We start from the raw sequence: 15,816 nt of genomic DNA on the forward strand, positions 1-15,816 counted from the left end.
CCACGATCACTGACAGCATCCGCCCGTCACGCAGCCATAATCCGAGGGCAGACCATTGGAACGGCCGGTCAATGAACGTCAGCTTGCGGTTCTTGAGTGGGTGGAAGCCGGGTGTCCTGCCAGCGTATGGGAGACCAGCTCCTACAAAACCACCTGTCAGGCACTGCAGAACCGGGGCCTGGTCACGGTCTCCCGCAAGGGTGGGCAGTGGAGCGTCGCTCTGACGAGCGCCGGTCGGCACTACCTGGCACACGGCACGTACCCTCCCCGCAGGCCTCGCCCACGGAAGGCCCAGGCCGCCACTCCGCAACCGCCGCCCACCCGAGCGCAGGAAATTCCGGCAGCTGGGCGAAAGCCCAGCCCTCCTCCACGGCCTCGCGTGACCTTCACGGAGCAGTTGTTACAGGAGCTCGCGGAGGCGGGCGGCCGACTCATCAAGAGCGGCAGCGGTCCGGAGTTGGAGAAGTGGCCGTCGCGTGTAGCTACGGCGCGCAGATCCGGAAGGATCCCGGAGACGAAGGAGCTCTATGGAGGTTGGTGCCGTGGCGGGTACGAAATCAAGCTCGTCAACATGCCAGCCTGGCGCCTCGCGCCCCTCGAACCCGTCCCTGTGCCCTCGCGGCTCGCGCGGCCGCACAGCGTGGTCCGGGCCATGCAGAACGAACCCCAGCCGCTGGGCCTCACCAAGTCCGTCCAAGGACGCGCCCTCAGGCTTATCCAGGCGCTGATCATCGCCACCGAGAACGCAGGACACTCCAGTGCGGCAGGGCAGACCGGCTTCGCGCCCCCGCCCCATCGCCGCCACAGGGCGTCTCCCCACTTCACCATCACCGCGCAGGGCCAGACCGTGGAGTTCCTCGTCCTCCAGGAACAGGACCGGACTGAGCACGTCGCCACCGAGAAGGAACTCGCCGAGGCCAAGAAGAAGTCCTGGATCAGGATCCCCCGCTTCGACTACACCCCGTCCGAACGTCTCCGCTTCGTCCTCAGCGGCGGCCAGCCGCACCGGGCGAGCGAATGGTCCGACACCCCAGGGCGCTCCCTAGAGAACCAGCTCGCCGAGATCGTGCAGGAGGTCACGCTTCGCGGCGAAGCCGCTGAACGCAGACGTCTCGACGAGATCGAAGCAGCGCGCCAGAAGCGCATCCGCTGGGAAGCCGCCATGGACGAAGCGCGCGTCCAGTACGCAGAGGCGTATCGGGTCAGGCATTTCGAGGCGCAGGAAGCGGCATGGCGTCACGCCACCGGACTCGCGGAGTACGTCAGCGCCGTACGCACCCGAGTCGACGCCATGCCCCCAGGCCAGACCAGGACCGAAGCCGAAACGTGGATCGACTGGGCAGCAACACGCGTGGAGCGCCTCGACCCTCTGAACACACCGCCCCGACTGCCCGACATCCCCGAACCACGAGCCGACGATCTCAGGCCCTTTCTCGGGCACTGGAGCCCATACGGCCCCTGACACGACACGGACCGGACACCTCATCTAGCGTCACAGAACGTCACTACCGAGAAGGGATGGGCAGGGGCGGCCAACAGCTCAGCAGCCAGCGCCCCGGCCACCTCAGCGTGCCTGAGAGCAGACAGCTGAGGGCTCCACTCGATGGTCGGCAAGCCTGCATGACGACCCATCAGAAACCGTGCCGTCCGTGCGTCAAACGTGCGTCACGTGCGTCAGATATGCGTCAGATATGCGTCAAGATATCGCACCTAACGCACGTAACGCCCATAACGCACACTCGGAGAAACAGCAGGTCAGGAGCCCTTTGAGGCGGGCTCCAGGATCGCCACGCACTCCACATGGTGCGTCATCGGAAACAGATCGAACGCCCGCAGCGTCCGCACCCGGTACCCCCCGTCCGCGAAGTACGCCAGGTCCCGGGCCAGGGCCGCCGGGTCGCAGGCCACGTAGGCGATGCGGCGCGCCCCCAGGGACACCAGGTGGTTGACCACCTGCTTGCCGGCGCCCGCGCGGGGCGGGTCCAGGACGATCAGGTCGCACTCGGTGATGCCGGTGCGGGGCAGGACCTGGTCGACCTTGCCGTGTTCGATGCGGACACGGTCCAGGTCCTTCAGGTTGTGGCGGGCGTCCTCGACCGCGCGCTTGCCGGACTCGATGCCGAGCACCGCGCCCTTCTCGCCGATGCGCTGGCCGATGGCGCCGGCAAAGAGGCCGACGCCGCAGTAGAGGTCGAGGGCCGTGTCGTTCTTGCGGGGCAGCAGGCCCTGCATGACCGCGCGAACCAGGGTGTTGGCGGCCTGCGGGTGGACCTGCCAGAAGCCGCCGGAGCCGACGCGGTACGTACGGTCGTCGGCGCGTTCGCGGACGAAGGCGCGGCCGTGGACGCGGTGGACGCCGCCGTCCTTCTCGTCGACGCGGAGTACGGAGGCCGGCTTGTCCAGCTCGACCAGGGGGAGCCGGCCGCCGGGCCGGGGGGTGAGGATGACCTGACGGTCGTTCGAGCCGGTGGCCGTGATCGCCTCGACCGCGGCCATCTGCGGCCATTCCCGCTTCTCCACGCCGAGTTCGGAGACCCCGGGGGCGGCGATCAGGCAGTGGTCGATCGGCTGGACCTCGTGCGAGCGGTGCTTGCGCAGGCCCGCCCGGCCGTCCGCGTCGACGGCGTACTGGACCCGGGTGCGCCAGGCCGGGACCTCGCCCGGCGGGAGCTTGTCGCCGTCGGCGGGCATGACCGTGCCGTCCCAGCCGGCCTCCTCGGGCGTCAGCCCCGCCAGGCGGCGGAGCTGCTCGGCGATCACCTCGCCCTTCAGGCGGCGCTGGGCGCCGGGCTTGGCGTGCTGCCAGTCGCAGCCGCCGCACATGCCGGGACCGGCGTACGGGCACGGGGCCTCGACCCGGTCCTTGGACGGCTCCAGGATCCGTACGGCGTCGGCCCGCAGGAAGCGGGAGTCCGTGTCGCCGTCGGTCACCTTGGCGACGACCTTCTCGCCGGGGAGCGTGTGGCGGACGAAGAGGACCTGGTTCTCGGCCGTACGGGCGATGCAGTGGCCGCCGTGCGCGACGGGGCCGACCTCGACCTCGTACTCCTCCCCGACCAGCGACGACGTGGGTTCGTTCTGCATGAGGGGAGGCTCCAGGGAGGAAGGGAGGGCAGGGCGAGCGCGCGGCCGGACAACAGCCCACCAGTCTACGTGCGTGCCGTCGGGGTGCTGACCACGAGACGTTCCTCCCGTGCCGGGCCACCTCCCCGCCGGCCGGACCGCGCACCCTCACCCCTTCCGGCTCGGCTCCTTCTGCCTCCGCTCCACCGGGCCCCGCCGTACCGAACCCGGCGCGCTCCACTCCGCCCGCCTCCGCGCCCGCTGCTTCGCGGCCTCCGAGGACTGGAGCTGGTACGGGACCGAGGTCACCATCACACCGGGGGTGAAGAGCAGGCGGCCCTTGAGGCGTAGCGCGCTCTGGTTGTGGAGCAGGTGCTCGTACCAGTGGCCGACCACGTACTCCGGGATGTACACGCTGATCACGTCGCGCGGGCTCTGGCGGCGCAGGCCCTTCACGTACTCGATGACCGGGCGGGTCACCTCGCGGTAGGGCGAGTCGAGGATCTTGAGCGGTACGTTGATGCCGCGCCGTTCCCACTCCTCGCGCAGGGCCTTCGTCTCGGCCGGGTCGACGCTGATGGAGAGCGCCTCCAGCTGGTCGGCGCGGATCAGCCGGGCGTAGGCGAGGGCGCGCAGGGTGGGGCGGTGGAGCTTGGAGACCAGGACGATCGCGTGGACGCGGGAGGGGCGGACGCTCTCGTCGGGCGAGGCGTCGTCCGCGGCGATCTCCTCGGCGACCCGGTCGTAGTGCTTCCGGATCGCGGTCATCGTGCCGTAGAAGATCACCATGCCGAGCAGGGCGACCCAGGCGCCGTGGCTGAACTTGGTGGCCAGGACGACGACCAGGACCAGGCCGGTGAAGAAGGCGCCGAAGGCGTTGATCGCGCGGGAGCGGATCATGTGGCGGCGCCGGGCGCGGTCGCGCTCGCCGGCCAGGAGGCGGTTCCAGTGCCGGACCATGCCGGTCTGGCTGAGGGTGAAGGAGACGAAGACGCCCACGATGTAGAGCTGGATCAGGCGGGTGGTGTCGGCGCCGTAGATCCAGACCAGCAGGATGGCGGCGCCGGCCAGCAGCACGATGCCGTTGGAGAAGGCGAGCCGGTCGCCGCGGGTGTGGAGCTGGCGCGGCAGGTAGCGGTCCTGGGCGAGGATCGAGCCGAGCAGCGGGAAGCCGTTGTACGCGGTGTTCGCGGCCAGGAAGAGGACCAGCGCGGTGGCCACGGCGAGGAGCACGAAGAGGAACGAGCCGGGGCCGAAGACCGCCTCCGCGACCTGGGCGATCACCGGGTGCTGGGTGTAGCCGTCGCCGACCGGGACGCCGTCGCGGATCAGGTCCGTCGCCGGGTTCTCGGCCATCTTGACGCCGGTGGCCATGGCCAGGGCGATGATCCCGCAGAACATGGTGACGGCGAGCAGGCCCATCAGGGCGAGCGTGGTCGCGGCGTTCCGGCTCTTCGGCTTGCGGAAGGCGGGCACCCCGTTGCTGATCGCCTCCACCCCGGTGAGGGCCGCGCAGCCGGAGGAGAAGGCGCGCAGGAGCAGGAAGACCAGGGCGAAACCGGCCAGTCCCGGGTGCTCGGGCTTTATGTCGAAGCCGGAGGTCGGGGCGTGCATGGTGTCCCCGAGGACGAGGCCGCGGAACCCGCCCCACAGGAGCATCAGGAAGACGCCCGCCACGAAGAGGTAGGTGGGGATGGCGAACAGCTTCCCCGACTCCCTGACCCCGCGCAGGTTCATCAGGGCGAGCAGGACGATGGCGCCGATGGCGCAGAGGGTCTTGTGCTCGACGACGAAGGAGATCGCGGAGCCCAGGTTCTCCACCCCGGCGGAGACCGAGACGGCCACGGTGAGGACGTAGTCGACCAGCAGGGCGCTGGCGACGGTCAGTCCGGCCTTGGGGCCGAGGTTGGTGGTCGCGACCTCGTAGTCGCCGCCGCCGCTCGGGTAGGCGCGGACGTTCTGCCGGTAGGAGGCGACGACCGTGAACATGAGGATCACGACGGCCAGCGCGATCCAGGGGCTGAAGTGGTACGCCGACAGACCCGCGATGGACAGGACGATGAGGACCTCGCCGGGGGCGTACGCCACCGAGGAGAGCGGGTCCGACGCGAAGACCGGGAGCGCGATGCGCTTGGGCAGGAGCGTCTCCCCCAGCCTGTCGCTGCGCAGCGCCCGGCCGATCAGAATCCTTTTGGGCAGGTCGGTCAGTTTGGACACGCTGAGGATCGTAAGGGCAGCCCGCGCCGGTCGAGGACGCCTGATCGCCGTGGCCCCCCTGTCTCCTGCGGTAGGAGCAGAATCCGGCCGTAATCCTTAACGCAATCCTTGCGAACGGACCCTGCGCCTTTACTCCCCCTTTGCCCATGTGTCCGGGGCAACGCACACTCGGAGGAAACACCGGGCCCACAGCGGCATAAGCTCATCCCCGGGCAACGCCGAAGTCGTTGCCCCGTTGTTTGCCCGGCAAGCTGAGAGAGAAGTGTGAGCAGCGTGTTTTCGCAGGTCAGCCGGATGACCAGGACGGCGGGGTAGGCGCACAGTGCACATCGTCATCATGGGCTGCGGGCGCGTCGGAGCCGCTCTCGCGCAGACCCTGGAACAGCAGGGGCACACGGTCGCGGTGATCGACCAGGACCCGACGGCCTTCCGCCGTCTCGGCTCCGGATTCGGCGGTCGCCGGGTCACCGGGGTGGGCTTCGATCAGGACACCCTCCGCGAGGCGGGCATCGAGGACGCGGGGGCGTTCGCCGCGGTGAGCAGCGGTGACAACTCCAACATCATCGCGGCCCGGGTGGCCCGCGAGATGTTCTCCGTCGAGAACGTCGCGGCCCGGATCTACGACCCGAAGCGGGCCGAGGTCTACCAGCGGCTCGGCATCCCCACCGTCGCGACGGTGCGCTGGACGGCGGACCAGATGCTGCGGCGGCTGCTGCCCTCGGGCGCGGAGCCGCTGTGGCGCGATCCGAGCGGGGGTGTGCAGCTCGCGGAGGTGCACACGACGCCGTCCTGGATCGGCCACCGGATCAGCACGCTCCAGGAGGAGACCGGCGTCCGCGTCGCCTTCCTCACCCGGTTGGGCGAGGCGATCCTGCCGACCTCGCAGACGGTCCTGCAGGAGGGCGACCTGGTCCACGTGATGATGCGTACGGACGAGATCGCCAAGGTCGAGGAGGCCTTCGCCGAGGGTCCCGAGGAGGGTGGTCACTGATGCGTGTGGCGATTGCGGGGGCGGGCGCGGTGGGCCGTTCCATCGCCGCCGAGCTGCTGGAGAACGGGCACGAGGTGCTGCTCATCGACAAGGCGCCGACCGCCATCTCGGTGGAGCGGGTCCCCTCGGCCGAGTGGCTGCTCGCGGACGCCTGCGAGATCACCTCGCTGGACGAGGCGGCGCTGCAGCGGTGCAACGTGGTGATCGCGGCGACGGGCGACGACAAGGTGAACCTGGTCGTCTCGCTGCTCGCCAAGACCGAGTACGGCGTGCCGCGGGTGGTCGCGCGGGTCAACCACCCCAAGAACGAGTGGCTGTTCAACGAGTCCTGGGGCATCGATGTCGCGGTCTCGACCCCGCGGCTGATGTCGGCCCTGGTGGAGGAGGCGGTGAGCGTCGGTGATCTGGTCCGGCTGCTGCGCTTCAGCCACGGCGACGCCAACCTGGTGGAGCTGACGCTGCCGCCGGAGTCGGCGCTGGCCGGGACCCGGGTCGGGCAGGTCGCCTGGCCCGAGGACACCTCGCTGGTCACCATCATCCGGGGTACGCGGGTGCTGACGCCGAGCCCCGAGGAGTCGCTGGAGGCCGGTGACGAGCTGCTGTTCGTGGCGGCCCAGGCGCGCGAGGAGCAGCTGGAGGACCTGCTGTCGGTCCGCCGCGCCCCGTCGTCGCCGTCCGACGACTGAGGTACGGGCATGAGGGAGGGCCCGTGACCGTCGTACGGTTACGGGCCCTCCCTCATACGTGCTGTTACGCCTCCGGGTTGCGCAGCGCGGCCGCGGCCTGCTCCTTGCGCTCCTTCTCGGCCTGCTCCTCGGCCTCCATCTCGGCGAAGACGTCGATGGGCGGCGGGGCCTTCGCCAGGAAGACCCAGGTCAGATAGACCGCGAGCAGGAACGGCGGGATCTTCAGCGCGACCAGCACCCAGCCGAACTGGGTGGTGTCGGCCCACCAGTAGAGCGGGAAGAGGATCGCGCACTTGGCGAGCAGGATGAGGCCCCAGGCGTAACTGGCCTTGGTGTACGCCTTCTTACGGCCCGGGTTACGCGTCCGCCAGGAGAGGTTCTCCTTGAAGACCGGGCCGAGGATCAGACCGATCAGCGGTACACCGGCGGCGGCCGTGCCCAGGTAGGCGACGGAGAGCCCCAGGGTGTAGAGCATGCCCGGCAGGTAGAAGTCCTTGGCGTTGCCCGTCATCATCGCGAAGACGACACCGAAGGCCACCCCGAAGACGCCGCTGAAGGCGTGCTTCACGGTGTCCCGGCGGACCAGCCGTACGGCGACCAGGGCCAGGGAGACCGCCAGGGCCGCGATGGCCGAGATGTGCAGGTCCTTGTTGATGGTGAAGATCGTGACGAAGAGCAGCCCGGGCAGGACCGTCTCCACCATGCCGCGCACCCCGCCGAAGGCCTCGAAGAGGGCGGCCTCGGTGACCGCCTTCGACTCGGGGTCCTGGTGGGCGGCGTGCCCGCCTCCGGCGCTCCGCTCTCCGGTGGCGCTGTGCTGTTCGGTGCGGTGGGACTGGTCCGTTTCGGACGTCGGCTTGTCGAGAGACGTCACCGGCTACTCCTTGCCGAGCGGTCGGAGTTCGTATGTGGGGTTGAACAGCACCCGGCGCCCGTGGCTCATGGCGACCCGGCCCGAGGCGATGATCCTGCGGCCGGGCTCTATCCCGACGATGGAGCGCCGGCCCAGCCAGACCACGTCCAGCGGCTCGGTGCCGTCGAAGAGCTCCGCCTCCAGGGCGGGCACTCCGGCCCGGGGACGCAGGGTGACGGTCCGCAACGTACCAGCCACCTTCACGATCTGCCGGTCGGAGCATTCCGATATCCGGGTGCATCCGGTGGCCTGGGCGTCCTCCCGCAGCTCCTGGGACTCCAGGTCCGCCTGGGAGCTGGAGAGCCGGTCGAGCATACGGCGGAAGCGGCCGGACGGCCTCTCCGCCCTGCCGGCCTTCTCGCGTCGGGGAACAGCACTCATACCCGAAGGGTACCGGTCCCGGGGGGCCCGGTACGGAGGGCCGGTGCGATCACTCGGAAGGGTGAGGCGGGAGGGACGGCCCCTGACGTACGGCATGGGCCCGGCCGTGGTCTCAGCCGCGCTCGAAGCGGTACCCCATCCCCGGTTCGGTGACGAAGTGGCGGGGGTGCGAGGGGTCCGCCTCCAGCTTGCGGCGGAGCTGGGCCATGTAGACCCGCAGATAGTTCGTCTCCGTGCCGTAGGAGGGCCCCCAGACCTCCTGGAGGAGCTGTTTCTGGCCGACCAGGCGGCCGGCGTTGCGGACGAGGACCTCCAGCAGGTGCCACTCGGTGGGCGTGAGCCGTACGTCGCGGCCGCCCCGGTGCACCTTCTTGGCGGCCAGGTCGACGGTGAAGCCGGCCGTCTCGACGATCGCCAGGTCCTCGGTGAGGTCCTGGCCGACCGGTTCCGAGCGGCGTACGGAGGCGCGCAGCCGGGCCAGCAGCTCGTCCATGCCGAACGGCTTGGTGACGTAGTCGTCGGCGCCCGCGTCGAGCGCCTCCACCTTCTCGTCGGAGGTGTGGCGGGCGGAGAGGACGAGGATCGGGACCCGGGTCCAGCCGCGCAGGCTGCGGATCACCTCGACCCCGTCCATGTCGGGCAGCCCGAGGTCGAGGAGGACCACGTCGGGGTGGAGGGCGGCGGCGAGCTGGAGGGCGGTCGCCCCGTCGGGCGCGGCGTCGACCTCGTACTGCCGGGCCTTGAGGTTGAGCACGAGGGCGCGGACGATCTGCGGCTCGTCGTCGACCACGAGCACCCGGGTCATCGGGGACCTGCCTTTCTGCGGTACGGGCGGTGCGGACGGTATGGGGAGGGGGCGAGGGGGGGCCGCCGTCATGAGGTGGCCTCCGCCGGGAAGGACGCCGTCATGAGGTGGGCCTCCGCCGGGAGGGCCGCCGGGTCCCGGCCCCGGTCGCGGTCCCGGCCCGGTACGGCGGTGAGGGTGAGGACCATGGTCAGCCCGCCGCCGGGTGTGTCCTCGGCGTCCAGGGTGCCGCCCATGGCCTCGGCGAAGCCCCGGGAGACGGGGAGGCCGAGGCCCACCCCGGCACCGCGCGGGGCGTCACCGTACCGCTGGAAGGGCTCGAAGATGCGCTCCTTGGCCTCGTCGGGGACCCCGCGCCCCCGGTCGACCACCCGCAGCTGCACGCGTTCGCCGAGGGCGCTGGCGGCCACCGCGACGGGTTCCCCGGCGGAGCCGTACTTCACGGCGTTCTCGACGATGTTGGCGACGACCCGCTCCAGCAGCCCGGGGTCGACCGCGACCATCGGCAGCGTCTCGGGGATGTCCAGCTCGACGCTGCCCTCGGGGACCCCGCCGAGCGCCATCGGCACCACCTCGTCGAGGTCGATCTCGCGGATCAGCGGGGTCACGGTGCCGGTCTGGAGGCGGGACATGTCCAGCAGGTTGCCGACCAGGTGGTCGAGGCGGTCGGCGCCGTCCTCGATCCCCGCCAGCAGTTCGGCCTCGTCCTGCGGCGACCAGGCGACGTCGTCGGAGCGGAGCGAGGTGACGGCGGCCTTGATCCCGGCGAGCGGGGTGCGCAGGTCGTGGCTGACGGCGGCGAGCAGCGCGGTCCTGATCCGGTTGCCCTCGGCCAGCCTGCGGGCCTGCTCGGCCTCCCAGACCAGCCGCTGGCGGTCCAGGACGACGGCGGCCTGGGCGGCGAAGGCGCCGAGCACCCGGCGGTCCTCGGCGGGCAGCACCCGGCCCGAGAGGGCGAGCGCCATGTTGTCGCCCACCGGCATGTCCACGTCCGCGTCCTCGGGCCGGGCGACCGGCGCGGGCCCCACGAACCCGGCGCAGGTCCACGGGTCGACGTCGCTCGCCCGCTCCAGCAGGGCGACGGACTCCATCGCGAAGGTCTCGCGCACCCGCTCCAGCAGCGCGTCCAGCGCGGTCTCCCCCCGCAGCACGCTGCCCGCCAGGAAGGAGAGGATCTCCGACTCGGCGCGCAGCCGGGCGGCCTGGTGGGTACGGCGGGCCGCCAGGTCCACCACCGAGGAGACGGCCACCGCCACCCCGAAGAAGATCACGATGGCGACGAAGTTCTCCGGGTCCTGGACGGTGAGGGTGTGCGTGGGCGGGGTGAACCAGTAGTTCAGGAGCATGACGCCGACGGCGGCCGAGGCGAGGGCGGGGCGCAGCCCGCCGAGCAGGGCGGCGGCGACCGTCAGGAAGAGGAAGAGCAGGACGTCGTTGGCGAGGCCGGGGCCGTTCTCCAGGCTGAGCAGCAGCAGGGAGAGCAGGACCGGGCCGACGACGCCGATGAGCCACCCCGAGACGATCCGGGCCCGCCCCAGCCGGGCGCCCCGGGCGATGGGGAGCCCGCGCCCCTTGGCGACCTCGCCGTGGGTGACGATGTGGACGTCCAGGTCGGGTCCGGACTCCCGGGCGACGGTGGCGCCGACGCCGGGGCCGTAGACGTACTGCCAGGTCTTGCGGCGGCTGGAGCCCAGCACGATCTGGGTGGCGTCGACCCCGCGGGCGAACTCCAGGAGGGCGGCGGGGATGTCGTCGCCTATGACGTGGTGGAACGTTCCGCCGACGTCCTCGACCAGGGTCCGCTGGACCGCCAGCTCCTTGGGGGACGCGGAGGTCAGCCCGTCGCTGCGGGCGATGTAGACGGCGAGGATCTCGCTGCCGGAGCCCTTGGCCGCCATCCGGGAGGCGCGGCGGATGAGGGTGCGGCCCTCGGGTCCGCCGGTGAGGCCGACGACGATGCGTTCACGGGCCTGCCAGGGGGTGCGGATGCCGTGCTCGCCCCGGTACTGCCGCAGGTACTCGTCGACCCGGTCGGCGGTCCACAGGAGGGCCAGCTCGCGCAGGGCGGTGAGGTTGCCGGGGCGGAAGTAGTGGGAGAGGGCCGCGTCCAGCTCGTCGGGGCGGCAGATGTTGCCGTGGGCAAGGCGGCGGCGCAGCGCCTGGGGCGACATGTCGACCAGCTCGATCTGGTCGGCCCGGCGCACCACCTCGTCGGGGACGGTCTCCTCCTGGCGGACGCCGGTGATCGACTCCACGACGTCGCCGAGCGACTCCAGGTGTTGGATGTTGACCGTGGATATGACGTCGATCCCGGCCTTGAGCAGCTCCTCGACGTCCTGCCAGCGCTTGGCGTTGCGGGCACCGGGGAGGTTGGTGTGGGCCAGCTCGTCGACCAGGGCGACGGCCGGGGCGCGCTCCAGGACCGCGTCGACGTCCATCTCGGTCTCGGCGGGGTGGGCCGGGGGGTGGGTGATCTCGCAGCGTCGGACCTGCTCCAGGCCGTGCAGCAGCGCCTCGGTGCGCGGCCGCCGGTGGTGGTTGACGAAGGCCACCACACAGTCGGTGCCGCGCTCGACCCTGCGGTGGGCCTCGGAGAGCATCGCGTACGTCTTGCCGACGCCCGGTGCCGCGCCCAGGTAGATCCGGAGTGTGCCGCGTCCCATGGCCCCATTGTCTTCATCCGTCGGCCGTCCTCGGTGCGACGGCCGGTGGCGCCCGGTGCGGCTGCCACCCACGACGCTACTCCGCCCGGGGCCGGTCTCCGGTGGTGGGAGCGGGGACCGGGGACGTATTGACGTAACTCTGACGCGGGAACCGTGCAGGTGAGGGGCGCGCACGGGAAAGGCCGGTGGGCCGCACCCTCGGAAGGGAGCGGCCCACCGGCCGATGCTGTGGTCACGGACCGGTGGACCCGGTCACGTACCGCTAGCGGACCTCGGTGATCTCCGGGCCGCGCTGGAGCTGGCCCATGCCGCCGGAGAACTTCGAGCCCTCCTGCTCCTCCTGCTGGACGCCCTCGGGCACCATCTGGGCGTCGTTGGGGAGCTTCAGGACGATCGGGTCGCGGGGGGCCATCGGGCCGTCGCCGCGGACGACCACGGTGTCCCGGAAGATCGTCTCCAGCAGCCCGGCGGCCTCCGGCTGCACGGCGCCCTGGCCGGAGATGACCCCGCGCAGGAACCAGCGGGGACCGTCGACGCCGACGAAGCGCACCAGCTGCACCCCGTTGGTGCCGTCCGGGAGCTGTACGGGGACCTGCGCGCGCAGCTCCCAGCCCAGCGGGCCCTCGACCTCGTCGATGATGCCGCCCTGCTGGGTGATGCCGGAGGCGATCTCCTCGCGGACCTCGCCCCAGATGCCCTCGCGCTTGGGGGCGGCGAAGGCCTGCAGCTGGATGGCGCTGTCGCGCAGCACGACGGTGGCGGCGACGATCGCGTCCCCGGCCACCTCGACCCGCAGCTCCATGCCCTCGACACCGGGGACGAAGATGCCGCCCAGGTCGACCCGGCCCTCGCCGGGCTGGGAGACCTCGGTGCTGTCCCAGGGTCCGTCGGGGCGGGGGCCGGCGGCAGGTTCACCCGCCGGGCGCCCGACGCGGCTCCGTCGGTACCCTCGTCGGCGACCTGCTCGGTCTCGCGCACCTCGTCCGCCGCGTCCTCGGCGGAACCACTCTTCTTGCGACGTCCGAACACGTCACTGTCCTTCCCGGTCGGATACGACCGAAGCGTAGCTGTTCCCACCGTGGGTGATCCCGCCCTCGGCGACGTCCACCGACGCATGGCCGCCGGTGGACCCGAAGCCCCCTTCGGCCCGCGCCGAGCCGGGAAGTTCCGCCACCTCGTGGAAGCGCACCTTCTCGACCTGCTGGACGACCAGTTGGGCAATCCGGTCGAACCGCTCGAACCGCACGCTCTCGCGCGGATCGAGGTTGACCACGATCACCTTGATCTCCCCACGGTACCCGGCATCAACCGTCCCTGGGGCATTCACGAGGGCCACTCCGCAGCGGGCGGCGAGGCCGGAGCGCGGGTGGACGAAGGCGGCGTACCCGTCGGGCAGGGCGATCGAGATCCCGGTGGGGAGCACCACGCGCTCGCCGGGGGCGAGTTCGGCGGCCTCGGTGGTGACCAGGTCGGCCCCGGCGTCCCCCGGGTGTCCGTACGCCGGAATCGGCACGTCCGGGTCGAGCAGGCGGATGAGTACGTCGACGGGGCTGCGCATCAGGGGTTCACCTCGAAGGCTCGGGCACGCTTGACCTGGTCCGGGTCGGCCATGGCGGCCTGGATCTCGGCGGGCCGCCCGTTCTCGATGAAGTGGTCCACCTTGACCTCGATGAAGAGGGCGTCGGCGCGGACGGCGACGGGGCCCTCGGGGCCGCCGATGCGGCCGGTGGCCGTGGAGTAGATCTTCCGGCCGTGCACGGCGGTGATGCGGGCGTCCAGGTGCAGCACGGTGTCCACCGGGACGGGGCGCACGAAGTCGGTCTCCAGCCGTCCGGTCACCGCGATCGTGCGCAGCAGCCAGTTCAGCGAGCCGAGGGTCTCGTCCAGCGCGGTGGCGAGCACGCCCCCGTGGGCGAGGCCGGGGGCGCCCTGGTGGGCGGGCTTGACGGTGAACTCGGCGGTGACGCTCACGCCCTCGCCGGCCCGGGCCTGGAGGTGCAGTCCGTGCGGCTGTCCGCCGCCGCAGCCGAAGCAGTGCTCGTAGTGCGCGCCGAGAAGCTCCCCGGGAGGCGGGGCGTCCGGGTGCCGGACCGGTGCGACGGCGTCGGCCGGGGGTGTCAGAGCTGCTGATGTTCCACTCACAGGCGCAGACCTTACCCGCGCGGCGGCACGCCGGGCGCGCCGTGCCAAGCTTGGTTCCATGCAGCCTTCCGCACCGCCCTTCGACGAACGTCTCACCGCGCCCCGTTCCTGGTGGTTCATCGCCTTCGGGATCGGTGTCGCCTGTGCGCTGATGCTTCTGCCGCTGGGCACCCTGCCGATGCTGGCCGGGCTGGTCGGCGGTGCGGCGGCGGCCGCGGCGGCGGTGAGCAGTTACGGCTCCGCCCGGATCCGGGTGGTCGGCGGGGCGCTGGTGGCGGGTGACGCCCGCATTCCGCTCTCCGCGCTCGGGGAGCCCGAGGCGCTGGACGCCGAGGAGGCGCGCGCCTGGCGGACGCACAAGGCGGACGCGCGGGCCTTCATGCTGCTGCGCAGCTATGTGGGGACGGCGGTGCGGGTGGAGGTCACGGATCCGGACGACCCGACTCCGTACGTCTTCCTCTCCACCCGGGACCCGAAGGGCCTGGCGGCGGCGCTGAGTGGCGTCCCGGCGGCCTGACCGCCCGTAGGCGTACGCATCCGGGGGCGCCCGCTTCCGGTCGTGCGTGAAGGGGCGCCGATCGGATCAGGCGCCCTCGATCCCCTTGGGCAGGACGACGGGCACGGCGGGCCGCTCCAGCGGGGGCAGCTCGGTGAGCCGGTCCCAGGGGATCTGGTTCTTGCGCAGATCGCTCCTGACCCGGTCGGCGAGCTTGCGGGTGTCGCGGCGGTTCATCGTGGCGCCGACGGCGGCGCCGATCATGAACGGGATCAGGTTGGGCAGGTTGCGTGCCATGCGCTTGGTGATCTGCTGGCGCAGCTCGCGCTTCATCTGGCCGCCCAGGGCCGCGTTGAGCGTGGCGGGGCGCATGACGTCGATACCGCGCTCCTCCGTCCACGACGTCAGATACGCGGTGGAGCGCTGGGCGAGATTGCCCGGCGGGCGGTGGCCGTAGACCTCGTGGAGTTCGGCGACGAGCTTCATCTCGATCGCGGCGACGCCGGTGACCTCGGCCGCCAGCTCGGCGAGCATGGCCGGTGGTACGGGCATCATGGCGGCCGCGCCGACGCCCGCTCCGACGGTGGCGCTGGCCCGGCTCGCGCCCGCCACCAGCTTGTCGGCCAGCTCCTCGGGCCCCAGCCCGGGGAACTGCTTGCGCAGGGTGGCGAGGTCGCGCACCGGGACGCGGGGAGCCGTCTCGATGATCAGGTCGGCCAGCCGGCCGGCCAGCGCACGGGCGCTCTCCCCGCTCTTGCGCACCCCCCGTTTCACTACACGCAGGCGGCCTGCCCCGGTCACGGGCTCCGCCTGGTCCTTCTCTTCGTCGCTGTCCGGCAGGTCTGCCGCCCCCGCCACTTCGAGCGAGGCCGGACGGCCCCGCTCGTCGTCGGACGTACCGGAAGCACCGGAACCACCGGGGCCGGAGACACCGGAGGGGTCCGGCAGGGCGGCGGCCCGCTCGGCAGCCGGGCTGTCGCCCGCTGCCGCGCCTGTGCCGCCCCGATTCTCCTCCGGTCCGTGCCGGCGCCAGGGGCGCCGCTTCCGGAACGGTGTGTCGCCTGCCACGGCCGACCCGGCCTCAGTCGCAGTCGCGGCAGATGGGCTGACCGTTCTTCTCGCGGGCCAGCTGGCTGCGGTGGTGCACCAGGAAGCAGCTCATGCAGGTGAACTCGTCGGCCTGCTTGGGCAGGACCCGGACGGCCAGCTCCTCGTTGGAGAGGTCCGCGCCGGGCAGCTCGAGGCCTTCGGCGGCGTCGAACTCGTCGACGTCGACGGCGGAGGCCGTCTTGTCGCTCCGACGGGCCTTCAGCTCCTCAAGACTGTCCTGGTCGACGTCGTCGTCGGTCTTGCGTGGGGTGTCGTAATCCGTTGCCATGTCGCTCTCCCCCTCTTGGGTGTCTGCGGGTGTCTCAGCGCACGTAACGCGTGAGAGGCCGGACTTGTGCCCGACCTGAGG

At 71.4% G+C, this 15,816-nt stretch carries 14 protein-coding genes and 1 pseudogene; 4 read left to right on the forward strand and 11 right to left on the reverse strand.

From position 1 onward, the window contains the following. Window positions 1-379 precede the first annotated feature (379 nt). Window positions 380-1,462: a hypothetical protein gene (locus tag DJ476_RS35425; protein WP_241565676.1), complete on the forward strand. Its 1,083-nt coding sequence runs from the start codon at window positions 380-382 to the stop codon at window positions 1,460-1,462. Window positions 1,463-1,755: 293 nt separating this feature from the next. Here the strand turns inward: DJ476_RS35425 and DJ476_RS06635 are convergent, their stop codons facing one another. Together DJ476_RS06635 and DJ476_RS06640 are read right to left on the reverse strand one after the other, a co-directional pair. Continuing rightward, on the reverse strand, window positions 1,756-3,084 hold the full coding sequence (locus DJ476_RS06635) for a class I SAM-dependent RNA methyltransferase (RefSeq protein WP_103419626.1): 1,329 nt from the start codon (window positions 3,082-3,084) through the stop codon (window positions 1,756-1,758). A 147-nt stretch (window positions 3,085-3,231) separates the two neighbouring features. Continuing rightward, complete coding sequence (locus DJ476_RS06640; protein WP_103419625.1) at window positions 3,232-5,280, reverse strand: APC family permease; 2,049 nt, start codon at window positions 5,278-5,280, stop codon at window positions 3,232-3,234. Window positions 5,281-5,602: 322 nt separating this feature from the next. Between DJ476_RS06640 and DJ476_RS06645 the strand changes: the two genes are divergently transcribed. Together DJ476_RS06645 and DJ476_RS06650 are read left to right on the forward strand one after the other, a co-directional pair. Then, entirely contained in the window at window positions 5,603-6,271 is a 669-nt protein-coding gene (locus tag DJ476_RS06645) for a potassium channel family protein (RefSeq protein ID WP_019761763.1), read from the forward strand. Further along, a complete protein-coding gene (locus DJ476_RS06650) occupies window positions 6,271-6,957 on the forward strand; it encodes a potassium channel family protein (protein WP_070199670.1) in 687 nt (228 codons plus the stop codon). Before DJ476_RS06645 ends, DJ476_RS06650 begins: the two co-directional genes overlap by 1 nt. 64 nt (window positions 6,958-7,021) lie before the next feature. On the opposite strand, the gene DJ476_RS06655 is transcribed toward DJ476_RS06650, so the two are convergent. The 7 genes and pseudogenes from DJ476_RS06655 to DJ476_RS06685 all read right to left on the reverse strand — a co-directional run bounded on the left by DJ476_RS06655 (window position 7,022) and on the right by DJ476_RS06685 (window position 13,861). Then, window positions 7,022-7,831: a DUF3159 domain-containing protein gene (locus DJ476_RS06655; RefSeq protein ID WP_103419624.1), complete on the reverse strand. Its 810-nt coding sequence runs from the start codon at window positions 7,829-7,831 to the stop codon at window positions 7,022-7,024. Window positions 7,832-7,834: 3 nt separating this feature from the next. Next, the gene (locus DJ476_RS06660) at window positions 7,835-8,251 is read right to left on the reverse strand and encodes an OB-fold nucleic acid binding domain-containing protein (protein ID WP_181006601.1); all 417 of its coding nucleotides are present in this window, start codon (window positions 8,249-8,251) and stop codon (window positions 7,835-7,837) included. Between the two features lie 112 nt (window positions 8,252-8,363). Continuing rightward, the gene (locus DJ476_RS06665; protein ID WP_112490091.1) at window positions 8,364-9,056 is read right to left on the reverse strand and encodes a response regulator; all 693 of its coding nucleotides are present in this window, start codon (window positions 9,054-9,056) and stop codon (window positions 8,364-8,366) included. Window positions 9,057-9,124: 68 nt separating this feature from the next. Beyond that, window positions 9,125-11,719, reverse strand: a complete 2,595-nt coding sequence (locus tag DJ476_RS06670) for a DUF4118 domain-containing protein (RefSeq protein WP_112490092.1) — start codon at window positions 11,717-11,719, stop codon at window positions 9,125-9,127. Between the two features lie 262 nt (window positions 11,720-11,981). After that, window positions 11,982-12,748: pseudogene (locus tag DJ476_RS06675) on the reverse strand (DUF3710 domain-containing protein). Window position 12,749: 1 nt separating this feature from the next. Then, a complete protein-coding gene (gene dut, locus DJ476_RS06680) occupies window positions 12,750-13,277 on the reverse strand; it encodes a dUTP diphosphatase (protein ID WP_103419620.1) in 528 nt (175 codons plus the stop codon). Then, window positions 13,277-13,861 carry a PaaI family thioesterase gene (locus DJ476_RS06685; protein WP_019761758.1) on the reverse strand — a complete coding sequence of 195 codons (585 nt, stop codon included), beginning with the start codon at window positions 13,859-13,861 and terminating at the stop codon, window positions 13,277-13,279. Before DJ476_RS06685 ends, dut begins: the two co-directional genes overlap by 1 nt. 58 nt (window positions 13,862-13,919) lie before the next feature. On the opposite strand from DJ476_RS06685, the gene DJ476_RS06690 reads away from it, so the two are divergent. After that, window positions 13,920-14,378 (forward strand): DUF3093 domain-containing protein, encoded by a 459-nt coding sequence (locus DJ476_RS06690; protein WP_019761757.1) that lies wholly within the window; start codon window positions 13,920-13,922, stop codon window positions 14,376-14,378. Window positions 14,379-14,444: 66 nt separating this feature from the next. On the opposite strand, the gene DJ476_RS06695 is transcribed toward DJ476_RS06690, so the two are convergent. After that, the gene (locus DJ476_RS06695) at window positions 14,445-15,425 is read right to left on the reverse strand and encodes a hypothetical protein (RefSeq protein WP_112490093.1); all 981 of its coding nucleotides are present in this window, start codon (window positions 15,423-15,425) and stop codon (window positions 14,445-14,447) included. A 13-nt stretch (window positions 15,426-15,438) separates the two neighbouring features. Continuing rightward, window positions 15,439-15,735 (reverse strand): DUF4193 domain-containing protein, encoded by a 297-nt coding sequence (locus tag DJ476_RS06700; protein WP_003965732.1) that lies wholly within the window; start codon window positions 15,733-15,735, stop codon window positions 15,439-15,441. Between the last annotated feature and the right edge of the window lie 81 nt (window positions 15,736-15,816).

It is taken from the genome of Streptomyces bacillaris, from assembly GCF_003268675.1.
Classification (GTDB): Bacteria; Actinomycetota; Actinomycetes; order Streptomycetales; family Streptomycetaceae; genus Streptomyces; species Streptomyces bacillaris.

Excerpts from the sequence above, each read along its gene's own strand:
- DJ476_RS06635 (WP_103419626.1), bottom strand. The coding sequence starts at position 3,084 with ATGCAGAACGAACCCACGTCGTCGCTGGTCGGGGAGGAGTACGAGGTC.
- DJ476_RS06650 (WP_070199670.1), top strand. The coding sequence starts at position 6,271 with ATGCGTGTGGCGATTGCGGGGGCGGGCGCGGTGGGCCGTTCCATCGCC.
- DJ476_RS06660 (WP_181006601.1), bottom strand. The coding sequence starts at position 8,251 with ATGAGTGCTGTTCCCCGACGCGAGAAGGCCGGCAGGGCGGAGAGGCCG.
- DJ476_RS06665 (WP_112490091.1), bottom strand. The coding sequence starts at position 9,056 with ATGACCCGGGTGCTCGTGGTCGACGACGAGCCGCAGATCGTCCGCGCC.
- DJ476_RS06670 (WP_112490092.1), bottom strand. The coding sequence starts at position 11,719 with ATGGGACGCGGCACACTCCGGATCTACCTGGGCGCGGCACCGGGCGTC.
- dut (WP_103419620.1), bottom strand. The coding sequence starts at position 13,277 with ATGCGCAGCCCCGTCGACGTACTCATCCGCCTGCTCGACCCGGACGTG.
- DJ476_RS06690 (WP_019761757.1), top strand. The coding sequence starts at position 13,920 with ATGCAGCCTTCCGCACCGCCCTTCGACGAACGTCTCACCGCGCCCCGT.
- DJ476_RS06700 (WP_003965732.1), bottom strand. The coding sequence starts at position 15,735 with ATGGCAACGGATTACGACACCCCACGCAAGACCGACGACGACGTCGAC.